The sequence below is a fragment of the Syntrophomonas wolfei subsp. wolfei str. Goettingen G311 genome, assembly GCF_000014725.1.
Lineage (GTDB): Bacteria > Bacillota > Syntrophomonadia > Syntrophomonadales > Syntrophomonadaceae > Syntrophomonas > Syntrophomonas wolfei.
The window spans coordinates 2,923,806-2,936,195 of record NC_008346.1 but is presented as its reverse complement, the minus strand read 5'-3'; the positions used below and the strand labels follow the sequence as shown (position 1 = coordinate 2,936,195).

At 43.3% G+C, this 12,390-nt stretch carries 14 protein-coding genes; 13 read left to right on the top strand and 1 reads right to left on the bottom strand.

All coding sequences use genetic code 11. The features are described 5' to 3' along the window. Nucleotides 1-225 precede the first annotated feature (225 nt). The 11 genes from rpmH to SWOL_RS13270 all read left to right on the top strand — a co-directional run bounded on the left by rpmH (nt 226) and on the right by SWOL_RS13270 (nt 9,352). Nucleotides 226-360 (top strand): 50S ribosomal protein L34, encoded by a 135-nt coding sequence (gene rpmH / locus SWOL_RS13320; RefSeq protein WP_011641943.1) that lies wholly within the window; start codon nt 226-228, stop codon nt 358-360. 41 nt (nt 361-401) lie between these two features. Further along, nucleotides 402-761, top strand: coding sequence for a ribonuclease P protein component (gene rnpA, locus SWOL_RS13315; protein ID WP_011641942.1), 360 nt, complete (start codon nt 402-404; stop codon nt 759-761). Then, nucleotides 742-939: a membrane protein insertion efficiency factor YidD gene (yidD, locus tag SWOL_RS13310; protein WP_278078290.1), complete on the top strand. Its 198-nt coding sequence runs from the start codon at nt 742-744 to the stop codon at nt 937-939. Before rnpA ends, yidD begins: the two co-directional genes overlap by 20 nt. Before the next feature lie 88 nt (nt 940-1,027). Continuing rightward, nucleotides 1,028-1,861 carry a YidC/Oxa1 family membrane protein insertase gene (locus SWOL_RS13305; RefSeq protein WP_041427623.1) on the top strand — a complete coding sequence of 278 codons (834 nt, stop codon included), beginning with the start codon at nt 1,028-1,030 and terminating at the stop codon, nt 1,859-1,861. Beyond that, complete coding sequence (gene jag / locus SWOL_RS13300; RefSeq protein WP_011641940.1) at nt 1,821-2,450, top strand: RNA-binding cell elongation regulator Jag/EloR; 630 nt, start codon at nt 1,821-1,823, stop codon at nt 2,448-2,450. Before SWOL_RS13305 ends, jag begins: the two co-directional genes overlap by 41 nt. Before the next feature lie 244 nt (nt 2,451-2,694). Continuing rightward, nucleotides 2,695-4,074, top strand: a complete 1,380-nt coding sequence (gene mnmE / locus SWOL_RS13295) for a tRNA uridine-5-carboxymethylaminomethyl(34) synthesis GTPase MnmE (protein WP_011641939.1) — start codon at nt 2,695-2,697, stop codon at nt 4,072-4,074. Nucleotides 4,075-4,251: 177 nt separating this feature from the next. Further along, nucleotides 4,252-6,126: a tRNA uridine-5-carboxymethylaminomethyl(34) synthesis enzyme MnmG gene (mnmG, locus tag SWOL_RS13290; RefSeq protein ID WP_011641938.1), complete on the top strand. Its 1,875-nt coding sequence runs from the start codon at nt 4,252-4,254 to the stop codon at nt 6,124-6,126. 9 nt (nt 6,127-6,135) lie between these two features. Then, on the top strand, nt 6,136-6,780 hold the full coding sequence (gene rsmG / locus SWOL_RS13285) for a 16S rRNA (guanine(527)-N(7))-methyltransferase RsmG (protein ID WP_011641937.1): 645 nt from the start codon (nt 6,136-6,138) through the stop codon (nt 6,778-6,780). Between the two features lie 12 nt (nt 6,781-6,792). Next, nucleotides 6,793-7,647 (top strand): nucleoid occlusion protein, encoded by an 855-nt coding sequence (gene noc, locus SWOL_RS13280; RefSeq protein WP_011641936.1) that lies wholly within the window; start codon nt 6,793-6,795, stop codon nt 7,645-7,647. Between the two features lie 108 nt (nt 7,648-7,755). Then, complete coding sequence (locus SWOL_RS13275; protein WP_011641935.1) at nt 7,756-8,538, top strand: ParA family protein; 783 nt, start codon at nt 7,756-7,758, stop codon at nt 8,536-8,538. Further along, complete coding sequence (locus SWOL_RS13270) at nt 8,510-9,352, top strand: ParB/RepB/Spo0J family partition protein (protein ID WP_011641934.1); 843 nt, start codon at nt 8,510-8,512, stop codon at nt 9,350-9,352. Before SWOL_RS13275 ends, SWOL_RS13270 begins: the two co-directional genes overlap by 29 nt. Before the next feature lie 453 nt (nt 9,353-9,805). Here SWOL_RS13270 and SWOL_RS13265 read toward each other — a convergent pair whose 3' ends face one another. Beyond that, nucleotides 9,806-10,573 (bottom strand): enoyl-CoA hydratase/isomerase family protein, encoded by a 768-nt coding sequence (locus SWOL_RS13265; RefSeq protein WP_011641933.1) that lies wholly within the window; start codon nt 10,571-10,573, stop codon nt 9,806-9,808. A gap of 446 nt (nt 10,574-11,019) precedes the next feature. On the opposite strand from SWOL_RS13265, the gene SWOL_RS13260 reads away from it, so the two are divergent. Both SWOL_RS13260 and SWOL_RS13255 read left to right on the top strand, forming a co-directional pair. Then, the gene (locus SWOL_RS13260) at nt 11,020-11,838 is read left to right on the top strand and encodes a M23 family metallopeptidase (protein WP_207635305.1); all 819 of its coding nucleotides are present in this window, start codon (nt 11,020-11,022) and stop codon (nt 11,836-11,838) included. Between the two features lie 44 nt (nt 11,839-11,882). Continuing rightward, nucleotides 11,883-12,278 carry a bactofilin family protein gene (locus SWOL_RS13255; protein ID WP_011641931.1) on the top strand — a complete coding sequence of 132 codons (396 nt, stop codon included), beginning with the start codon at nt 11,883-11,885 and terminating at the stop codon, nt 12,276-12,278. Nucleotides 12,279-12,390 lie beyond the last annotated feature (112 nt).

The window sequence follows — 12,390 nt, the reverse complement described above, 5'->3', positions numbered from 1 at the left end:
ATTTTTAAAATGATAAAAAAAGAGATTAATACAGGCTAATTGGGATTAAAGCACAAATATAGTATAATCATAGCAGAAAAAATTCAAAATTTGAAGTGAGCAGAATTCGTTGTTTTCTTGACATTGAAAGGGTTTAATCAATATAATGGTAGGGTATTTATATGATTTTATAGGTGAGCTTTATAGATAAGATTATAGCTCACCAAGTAGGAGGCAAGTAATATAGTGAAAAGAACATTTCAGCCGAAGAACAGGCAAAGAAAAAGAGAACATGGTTTTCGAGCCAGGATGGCCAGCGCAGGAGGAAGAAAAGTATTGGCCAACAGGAGAAAAAAGGGAAGAAAAAGTATTTCCGCCTAGGTCGTAAAAGCGGCCTTTTATTTTCCCCAGGGAAGGTTTTTATGCTGGATAAAAAGGCAAGAATCAGAACTAGTAGAGAATATCGTAATGTTTTTGAAAAAGGTAAGCGGTTATCGGGGCGATTTTTAATAATTTATTATGTAGAAAATGCCTTGGACAATAATCGTTTTGGTTTCATTACCAACAAAAAAATCGGTATGGCGGTAATAAGGAATAGGATAAAAAGACAGTTGCGAGCCATAGTGCGTGAATATCAGGGACAAGTAAAGAACAAGCATGATATTGTCCTGGTAGCTAGAGCTGGTATTGGGAAAAGTTCTTTTGAAGGTATGGAAAAAGATTATATTGCCATTATGAAGAAGGCGGGACTTTTTGCAAGAAATGCTAATAAAATTGATTAAAATATATCAAAAGGCAACCTTTTTCAAGCCTGCTTCATGTCGTTTCTATCCTTCCTGTTCCAACTATTCCATTGAGGCCTTAAGGAAATACGGAATAGTCAAAGGAGGCTGGTTAACTGTAAAAAGACTGGCCAGATGTCATCCATACAATCCGGGTGGCTATGATCCGGTACCTTGATATTAGGTTACCTCGCGGGCATTTGCTTCGCTAGAAGGAGGTGGAACCTGTCATCAAAGACTAGAGGATTTGATAGGCAGGAGGAAATTTGTGGCATTCTTTTGTTCAGTGGTTTGCCAGTGTAATTCAGTTTATGTATGGTATTACCGATAGCCTGGGTGTAGCAAATTACGGTCTGGCTATTATCTTTATGACCATAGTAATAAAAATCGTTCTTTTTCCGATAACGCATAAACAGCTAAAATCCATGCGGGCTATGCAAGAAATTCAACCACGGATGAAATATATCCAGGACAAATATAAAGATGACCCGCAAACCATGCAATTAAAAGTAATGGAGCTGTATAAAGAACATGGGGTTAATCCTCTGGGAGGGTGCTTGCCCCTATTGATACAGATGCCGATATTTATTGCATTTTACCAATCATTGTTCAACTTTAAATTTGCGGTAGAGGAACATGCCCGATTTTTATGGATACCTAACATTGGCAGTTCTGACCCCTGGTATATTCTGGCAGTTTTAGCGGCGGCAACCACCTTTATACAGCAACGCGTTTCTATGGTAGACACCAAAGATCCCACGCAAAAGTCCATGTTGTATGTAATGCCACTTTTTATGGCCTGGATAGCAGCCACCATGCCGGCAGGCTTACCTTTATACTGGGTAACTTTTAATATTTTAGGAATTTTACAGCAGCTTTATATCAACTGGAGCAGTAATAAAGCAAAATTGGCTACTGCTACTGCTACTGCTACTGCTACTGCTACTGGAACAGGAGTTCAGCTGGAAATGGAGAAGGAAACACTGGAGGAATCAAGTGGTCAGGATACTGTGGCCAAGGAAAAGGTAGCAGGGAGGGAAAAAGGAGGAAAGAAGGTTAATGGAAGTCCAAATAGTAGAAAAAAAGGGAAAAAACGTTGATGAAGCTGTCAAAGCGGCCCTGGATGAACTAGAATGTGCCATTGAGGATGTTTCTATTGAAGTACTGGAAGAACCCAGTAAAGGAATACTAGGTCTGGTAGGGAAAAAACCTGCTGTAGTAAGGGTTTCCCTGGTGAAGAAACCGGAAGAAGAAGTTCGCCAGGTGGTAGAAGATCTACTGAACCGGATGAAAATCGATTATCAGATTAATCAAGTGGAATGTGAAAGCGGCCGGGTTAGAGTAAACATTATAGGTAAGGACATGGGTCTTTTGATTGGACGTAAAGGCGAAACATTAAATGCAGTACAATACATTATCGGCTTAATCATTAACCGGCAGCGTGAGGAAAGAATTCGAGTTTTGTTAGATGTGGAAGACTATCGCAAGAAAAGAGAGGAATCACTGGAAGCGTTGGCTTTAAGACTATCAGACAAGGTTAAGAAAACCAAAAAAAATGTAGTTATGAGGCCAATGAGTTCCCAGGAAAGAAGAATAGTACATACCATTCTTCAGGCTGACCCCCAGATAACTACCTTTTCGCTAGGAGACGAGCCCAATAGAAAAGTGGTAATATCTTTAAAGAAATAAAAACGACAGTGATGGAGGCCCAGGGAAAGGGCCTCCTTTTTAATTTTAGTACTTAAGTGTATTTGCCGGTCGCTTTTGGTAATATATCTAAAAGAACTGTTGAGGTCACTGCAAAGAGTTATTTTTACAATCATTGGCTTGTATAAATATACCGCTCGCCAACGCTCGCTTGTATATTTATGCAAACCCTATGCAATAATAGGGGTCTTGCATTATCAGCCAGGTTTAAAGTGAGGGGAAAAGAATGATCGGTGATGATATTGCGGCCATCTCCACCGCACCGGGGGAAGGTGGAATAGCTATTGTAAGGCTAAGTGGAAATGACGTAATAGAAAAGGTGGAACGAATATTCAAACCTTACCGGGCGGGGATTAAGCTTTCGGATAAAGAAGGCTATTCACTTAGTCTGGGTTGGTTGTGTGATGAGAAAATGGAGATTATTGATGAAGTTCTCCTGGGATTAATGCGGGCTCCCCGTAGCTACACCGGGGAAGATGTGGTAGAAATTAACTGTCACGGAGGAACTTTGCCGGCCAGGCGCTGCCTGGAGGCGGTAATGTGGCAAGGAGTAAGACTGGCACAGCCGGGGGAATTTACCCGGAGAGCTTTTTTAAATGGGCGGCTGGATGTAAGCCAGGCAGAAGCAGTGATCGAAGTTATCCGGGCCAAAACCGAACGGGGAATGAACTTGGCCTTAAAGCAACTGGCCGGAAGAAACAGCCAGGAGATTAATCTGCTGGAGGATCAGATGATAGAAGTAAATGCTATGCTGGAAGCCAGCTTGGACTTCCCGGATGAGGTGGGGGACCTGGATTATAGTGCGGCTCAGGGGAAGCTACAAGAAGTAAAGAATCGGATAGACAAGCTCTTGTTGGCAGGCGAAAGGGCCGAGATATACCGAGAGGGAATCAATGTTGCCATTTGCGGCAAGCCCAATGTAGGCAAGTCCAGTTTACTTAATGCTCTGCTCAGAAAAGAGAAAGCTATCGTAACCAGTATTCCTGGTACTACGCGGGATATTATTGAAGATTATATAAACATTAGAGGGATACCGGTAAAGTTAAAGGATACCGCAGGAATACGCTCTACGGAAGACCTGGTGGAGCGAATCGGGATAGAAAGAAGCCAGGAAGTAATCAGCGAAGCAGATCTGGTGCTTTTTATATTAGATGTGGGAACCGGGATAGATCAGGAAGACCGGAAGATTTACGAAAAGATTGAGAAGAAGAATAAAATAGTACTGGTTAACAAAGAAGACCTGGAAGAAAAGAATATAAGTGAAGCTGAGCTGGAACAGCTCTTTCCCGGAGTTAAGATAGTCAGAGGAAGTATTATTGAAGAAACCGGTTTGGAAGAACTGGAGGAGAGCATTGAGAAAGCTGTTCTCTCCGGTCAACTACAGAGTGATGACATGGAGGTAATGATTAACCTGCGGCAAAAAAATGCTTTATTAACGGCGAAAAGACATATAGAAGAAAGCCTGGCGGCAATGGGAAAGGTCTCATTGGATTGCCTGGGAGTGGATATATGGGGAGCTTTGGAGGCTCTGGGGGAAATAAGCGGCAAAAACTTAAAGGAAGAAGTCATAGAAAGAATATTCCATGATTTTTGCATAGGGAAATAGCCGGTTGGAGATAGGGTGATTGCATAAATATACCGCTCAGCTCCCTTAATTGCGACCGTAGGGGGCATCAGTCGTGCCCGACAGGTGCTGCATCTATGCTTCGCCATCGCTTATATATTTATGCAACCCTTTTGCAAAGAGTTTCGCATTAGAGTAATTTTTTAAATGGGGGAAGTTATGATTTATAAGGCAGGAAGCTATGAGGTGATAGTAATTGGGGCCGGGCATGCGGGCTGTGAAGCAGCCCTGGCTTCGGCGCGCATGGGATGCCAAACCTTGCTGGTTACCATGAGTATAGACCATATTGCATTGATGCCCTGCAATCCTTCCATTGGAGGGCCGGCCAAGGCTCAAGTAGTAAGGGAAATTGATGCCCTGGGAGGGGAAATGGCGCTAAATATCGATAAGGCCAATGTACAGATCCGTACTATTAACACCGGCAAAGGCCCCGCTGTGCAAGCATTAAGAGCCCAAGCCGACAAGCGCCAGTATCACCTGGAAATGTTGAAGACCCTCTTCAATCAGAAAAAACTAGATATTTTGATGGCCGAGGTTGAGGATATAGAGTTGTCGGCTGGCCGGGTGAAAGCAATAGTTACCAGGACTGGAGCCAGGTTCGAATGTCAAGCACTGGTTCTCACTACCGGAACTTATTTGAAGGGGAGAATAATAGTCGGTGATATTTCTTTTGATGGAGGACCAGGAAATCAGTTTCCGGCAGCCCGTCTTTCGGAAAGTCTTAAAAGAATGGGATTACGCCTGGGGCGATTTAAAACTGGAACCCCACCGCGCATAGACAGTAAGAGTGTAGACTTCTCCAAAATGATTGAGCAACCAGGAGATAAACGGCCTTTACGTTTCTCTTTTATTAGTCCCCTTATCAACCGACCACAGCTACCCTGCTGGTTAACCCATAGCAATAAAAAAACCCACCAGATTGTAATGAATAATCTGGACCGCGCCCCCATGTATACCGGGATTATCAAAGGTATTGGTACGCGATACTGCCCCTCTTTTGAGGACAAAGTAGTTCGTTTTTCCCATAAGGATTCTCACCAGCTGTTTATTGAACCAGAGGGAAGAGACACCGACGAAATGTATGTGCAAGGTTTAAATACCAGTTTGCCTGAAGATGTGCAAATAGAAGTCTTAAAAAGCATCCCTGGCTTGGAGAATGTTCGTATTATGCGAACCGGCTATGCCATAGAGTATGATATTATTTACCCTTCCCAGCTTAAACTAAGCCTGGAATGTAAAACGGTGGAGGGTTTGTTTACTGCCGGCCAAATAAATGGAACTTCCGGTTATGAAGAAGCTGCTGCCCAGGGCTTGATTGCAGGAATTAATGCAGCTTTGCAAGTTAAGGAAAAAGAGCCGTTTATTTTAAAACGGAGTGAAGCCTATATAGCCGTGATGATTGATGACCTGATTAATAAAGAAATTGTGGAACCATATCGTTTGTTGACTTCACGAGCGGAGTACCGCTTGCTTTTGCGGCAGGATAACGCTGATTTGAGATTAACGGAAAAAGGCCGCCAGATTGGTCTGGTAGATGATAACAGGTGGATGGCCTATCAGCAAAAAGAGGAGATATTGGAGGTGGAGAGCAATGAACTCAAATTCAGCTCATTTACCCCGGCAGATGAAGAGATGGCGGATTTTTTATCCGGCAAAAACACGGCAGCAATAAGGGATCGAGTCTCCCTCTGGGAATTACTCCGGCGCCCGGAACTGAGTATATATGATTATGTGGAAAAAGGCTGGCTGCGGGACAATGATCCGGATATACTGGAGCAATTGGAGATACAAGCTAAATATGAAGGCTATATTGAGAAGCAAAAGGAACAGGTTAAACGCTTTGAAAAACTGGAAAATAAAATGATACCTCCGGATATTAATTATGATGAAGTCTATGGTTTGTCCCAGGAAGCTGTGCAAAAATTAAAAATAATTTTACCGGCTTCTGTTGGCCAGGCATCAAGGATTGCCGGGGTTAATCCGGCGGATATAAATGTTCTTTTAATTTTTTTGGAAAAGAAAAGAAGGAAATAAGAGGTCGATGTGGAATATAATGTAAAGACTTTTAAAGAAATGCTGATTGAGGAGAATTCCCGGCATAACCTGGTGAGTCGTAAAAGCCTGCCGGTTGAATTAGAAAAACATATTGAAGATAGCCGCAGTTTATTAAATTTTATGGATTTAAAAGGAAGCAGAGTTGTAGATATCGGCAGTGGTGCCGGCTTCCCTGGACTGGTACTGGCCATCTATTGCCCAGAGGGAGAATTCCTTCTCTTGGAATCAGATCTAAAAAAAACAGAGTTTTTACAAGCGGTTATCAACCGCTGTGGATTGAAGAATTGCCAGGTGCTGCGTAAGCGGATAGAAGAGGTGGGGCGCAGTGAGTTGCGCAATAGCTTTGATTTTTGCAGTTGCCGGGCTCTGGCCATGATGAATATAGTGTTGGAATATGGCCTGCCCTTGCTTCGTCTTGGGGGAAAGCTTTTGCTATGGAAAGGAAAGAATTATTCTCGGGAAATTGAGCAGGCTGCCAACGCCCTGGATATATTGGGGGGAAAAGTAGTTGATATTTTTACCTATAGCTTGATGGCAGAACGGGATAGGGCCATAGTAGTAGTAGAAAAGGAGCGGGATACCCCCGCAAAATACCCAAGAAGGGTGGGGATTCCAGCCAAAAGGCCATTATAGGGAGGGATACTGATGGTATTAAAACAACTGGAAAGACTACTGGGAAAAAGCAGTGAGGTGAAGGTTACTGGAATACCGGTAGAGAAACTCTACCCTAACCCCTTTCAACCCCGCAAGGATTTCGATGAGAGGGAAATGATGGAACTAGCTCAGTCGATTGAAGCTTATGGCATAATTCAACCCATTATCGTCCGGACACGCGATGATGGCTTTCAAATAATTGCGGGAGAACGCAGATTTCGAGCCTGCTGCCTGCTGGGGATAAGAGAAATACCAGCCATAATTCAGGAGATGGATGATGAAAGGGTAGCTACCATCTCGCTGATTGAAAACCTGCAAAGACGAGAATTAAATTATTTCGAAGAAGCCAATGCCTATAATCGTTTAATTAACGGCTTTGGATTAACCCAGGAGGAACTGGCAAGAAAGATTGGGAAGAGCCAAGCGGCTATCGCCAACAAGATTCGTCTTTTAAAATTACCACTTTCGGTGCAGAGCCTAATTCTACCCGAACGTATAAGTGAGAGACATGCTAGAGCCTTGCTAAAATTGAACTCGGCGGAGATGCAACTGGAGGTGGTAAAACAGATATATGAGAAAGAACTAACCGTGAAAGAAACGGAAGAGCTGGTGGAAGGAATCAGTCGTAACAACATTCCCCAGGAAATAGGAAGGAAACCCAAAGGGCAGAGTGTATCCATGGTAATAAGAGATGCTCGTATTTTCTTAAACACTATCAGAGAGACGGTTAAACGAGCACGACAGACCGGGATTGATATTGTTATGGTGGAAAAGGATGTAGATAGCGAATACGAGATTACTATAAGGATTGGAAAACATAAGAAAACCCAACAATTGGCTTTATAGAATAAGAAATTCAAAGCGGGAATACCCGCTTTTTTTGTTTTGGGGCAGGAATTAGAGTTTGGACAGGCGAAATAAGAAAGGCAGGTTGGGGAAAGGTGGACAAGGTTAATGGCAAAGATTATTGCGATTGCAAATCAAAAAGGGGGTGTGGGCAAAACTACTACCGCCATAAATCTGGCGGCTAGTATTGCCCTGGGGGAGCAGAAGGTGCTGCTAATAGATTGTGATCCTCAGGGAAACGCCAGCAGTGGCCTGGGTATCAACCGGAAACGTTTAAAGAATTGCGTTTATAATTGGTTAGTTGAAGGTTTACCGGCCAAAGAGGTTATTACTGCTACTGAGGTAGATGGATTGGAGATAATTCCAGCCACCATTCAACTGGCTGGGGCTGAGGTAGAACTGGCTACACGGGAAAACCGGGAACACTACATGGCAAATGCGCTCAAGCCCATTAAGGAGGCTTATGATTATATATTCCTGGATTGTCCTCCATCATTGGGACTATTGACGATCAATGCGCTGGTAGCCAGTAATTCAGTTCTGATTCCGCTGCAATGCGAGTACTATGCCCTGGAAGGTTTGAGTCAGCTGATGGATACTATCCTATTGGTTAGAAAAAGACTTAACCGTAGCTTGAAGCTGGAGGGAATAGCCATGACTATGTTTGATGGAAGAACCAATCTGGCCATACAGGTGGTAGATGAAGTAAAACGCTATTTCCCTAAAGAAATATACCAGACCATTATTCCCCGTAATGTAAGGCTTAGTGAAGCCCCCAGTCATGGGCAGCCGGCGGTTATTTATGACCCGCGATCAAGAGGAGCCGAGGAATACAGGGAACTGGCCATGGAGGTGTTGGAACGTGCAAAAAAAGGGAAGAGGTCTTGGTAGAGGACTTGAAGCATTACTGTCTAACGAATTAGCTTTTGATGAGACGCAGGAACTTACACAGATCAAAGTGGACGAAATAGTATTACGCAAAGATCAGCCACGAAAAAACTTTGATGAAAAGTCCCTTCAAGAACTGGCAGATTCTATCCAGGAGCATGGTTTGCTACAACCACTTATTGTACGGCATAGGCAGGATGGCTTTGAACTGGTGGCGGGAGAGCGACGCTGGCGGGCTGCTCAAATAGCTGGCTTAATACAGGTGCCGGCTTTAATAAGAGAAATGGATGATGTTCAGGCGGCCGAAGTTTCCTTGGTGGAAAATATACAACGAGATGATTTGAGTGCCGTTGAAGAGGCCATGGCCTACAAATATATGATGGATAATTACGGCTATACCCAGGAAGTACTGGCAGAGAAGCTTGGTAAAAGTCGTCCCCATATAGCCAACATGGTGCGAATGCTTGCTCTCCCGGAGCAGGTATTGACGATGCTGGAAAGGCAAGAGATAACAGCCGGACATGCCCGGGCTATTTTATCCCTGCCAACCGCGGCGGAACAAATCGCAGCGGCAAAAGAGATAGTTGCCGGGAGACTTTCGGTAAGGGAAACTGAAAAGAAGGCCAAGTCAATTATAAAAAGAAAGCAGGTAGAGAAAAAGAGAGATCCGGTAATAATGGAATTGGAAGAGCGAATGGAGAGCTATTTTAGTTCCCGGACGAAAGTGATGCAAAAGGGCAGGGGAGGAACCATTGAAATAAGCTTTTATAGCCTGGAAGATCTGGAACGAATAGTAGAGCTTATAGGCTTGGAGTAAGATTCTCCTGCCGGAAAAACAGAAAATCTATAGTTAGTCTCAGTAAATGCAGAAATGTTTCACGTGAAACATTTCTGCTTCTTTTGCAATAGAACAATTCAAACCCGCCCAAGTAAAATCTAAGAGCATTTAAAATTATTACTTGACTCCACTGCAAAAAGTTATTAATATTCATCGGCTTGTATAAATATATCGCTCAACTCCCTTAAAAGCGACCGAAGGGTACTTAGGGAACGACCCCCATATCGTTTCGAATCAGGCGCAACAACCTTAATAGCGACTGCAAAGCATTGTAAGGACGGTCTTCGACCGCCCGCTTTCACCTTCGCCAGCGTTTTGTATATTTATTCAACCCTTATGCAACAAAAGGGGTTTTTGCAGTGGAATCTTACTTGAATATCTGAAAAGTATAGAAAAACACAATAAGGGGGTCTATCTTAAATTCGATATCCATCAGTTCTTAGCGGTCTTATTCAAAAAGGCCCGTGTGCGTTGTTGGAAGTCCTCGCTAGCCAGCATTTTCTCCAATTGCTCGAATTCCAGGTGAAGACCTTTATCTATAGGGAGATCAAAACCAGCGTTTAAAACCTTTTTTGCCCCTCGAACAGACAGGGATGATTTTTGAGCTATAAGTTCCGCCAATTTCCAAGCCTGGTTTAGTGCTTGCCCCGGCGGACTCAAATACTGGACCAGGCCGATATCATATGCCTCGTGGGCAAATACCTGGCGACCGGTTAATACCATACTTTTGGCCTGGCCTAAACCAACCAACCGAGAAAGCCTCTGGGTTCCGAAAACCAGGCCCATATTTACTCCAGCTGCTGCCACCCGGGCATTATCATCCATAACCCGAATATCAGCACAGAGAGCAAGTTCCAGACCTGCGCCCATAGCAAATCGGTTAATGGCAACAATAAACGGGAAGGGGATATTTTCAAGTTGATTAAATAACTGGTAAAGGTTGGCGAAAAACTGGCGATTGCTTTGCGGGTTCTGATTTACCAGTTCTCGTATATTGGCGCCGGCAGAGAAGCCATAGTTCATATTACCAGTGAGAATAACAGCCCGGGGCTGAATCTGGGATATCTTGAAAAAGCAGGTGGAGATTTCATCGAGCAATAATTGAGAAAGAGCGTTTACCGGCGAAGCATGCAGAGTGACAGTGGCTATGCTGTCTATAATGTCCAGTATAAGCAATTTATATGGCTTTCTATCTGACATTGAACCACCCCCATTTTTCCTCTCCAGTCACATTCTATATATATTCATTCTAAGTTAGGGAGGAACAAAATCCAAGGGACTAATCGCAGATTATATTATGACAGCGGAGTAAATAGGGTTCAATAATGGCATAATAATTACGGGAAAATGGCCCAAAAAGGTTTTAAACAAGAGATAATAACTAAGACGGTATTATGAAATTATCCCCTAAGCTTAAACTTTGTTGTGTAATTTATAAATCTAGCTTATTTATGAGTTTTGGGGACTAAAAAGCTGGGCGGTTTTACAAGATAGAAAAATATTGCTATTATGGTAAGACAAAAAGCATCTAAGATCTAACGAGGTACATTGTGAAAATCCGGAAAAAAAGCCCAAGAAAAAAGACTAATGATAGCTTCACTTTTATAATAATTCCCGGAAAAACTGGAAAGGCGCTTCATATAGGCTTGGCCAGAAAATATATTTTGGCGGGTAGTTTGCTTTTATCCAGCATAGTACTGCTTTCTGCTATGATAACTTACCTGTTTATTCAGAGCCAGTCGGAGATAAGCTCGGTGGAAAATATTAAGATGGAAAGCCTAAAAAAGGATGAAACCATAGAACTGCTAGGAAAAGAAATTCAAAATATTCGAAAGCAGCAGGAGGGTATAGGTCGAACACAAAACGAAATAAAAAAATTGATGGGAATTATGCCGGAAGCGGAAGTTAATAAAAAACCCTCCCGAGGAACAATAGTAAGTGGAGTCGGAGGAGCGGAAAATGAAGGTGAAGATGTTTTAGAAGCGACCCGAAATATTAAAAGGGAGATAAACCGGCAGGAGGATGAGATAAACGGCATGCTGTCCGAGGTTAGCCAGCGAGGAACATATTATAGAAGTCGTCCCAACCAATGGCCGGTAAACGGGGAGATATCTTCACCCTATGGCTGGAGAAAATCTCCTTTCCGCAGCAGTAAGTCGAGTTTTCACGATGGCATTGACATTGTAGAGGCTGTGGGAACAGAGGTGCTGGCAGCGGGAGATGGGAAGGTCATCTTTGCTGGATGGAAGGCCGTTTATGGAAAAACCGTAGAGATTGATCATGGGTATGGCTTTATTAGCCGCTACGGGCATAATAGTGCTATCCTGGTCAATAAGGGTGACAAAGTCAAAAAGGGAGAAACAATAGCCCGCCTGGGGAATACCGGTAACAGTACCGGCCCCCACCTGCACTTTAGCATAATGAAAAACAATGAAAGCGTAAGCCCGGTTAACTATCTGCCCTGAGGGGAGAAGACGGGTTGGATTAGCGAGAAAGGTTGTGGATTAGGTTGTGGAAAAAAGGAAAACAGCAAAGTATTGAAAGCTTAATCTCGCATGGAGTACAAGTCAAGGGAGAGATTCGTTCTTCCGGTTCAATTCGTATTGATGGTAATGTTGAGGGGAAAGTGGATGTAAAAGGTGACCTTATTGTGGGAGAAAAGGGGAAAATCAAAGGTGAAATATTGGTGGACAACCTTGTTCTGGCTGGGAGAATAGAGGGAAATATAGAGGCCAGAGGGAGATTGGAAATCACCGCAACCGGTTCTATTTTGGGAGATGCCAGTTGCAGTCTAATTTCTATAGAAGAAGGTGGTTTTATTGATGGTACTTCCAAGATGATTCGCCCACAGGAAAAAGTTGAGCTGAAAAAGGGGAATACAGTGGCAGTAGCCAAGAACATATAATGAAGTGAAAAATACCCCCCGCTAAGCGGCCAAAGTTCCTATTAACAAAACAGGCAGCAGACTATAGTGCCCCTCCTCGTTGCAGCGCTGTGTTGAAACTGCGCCACAGTTT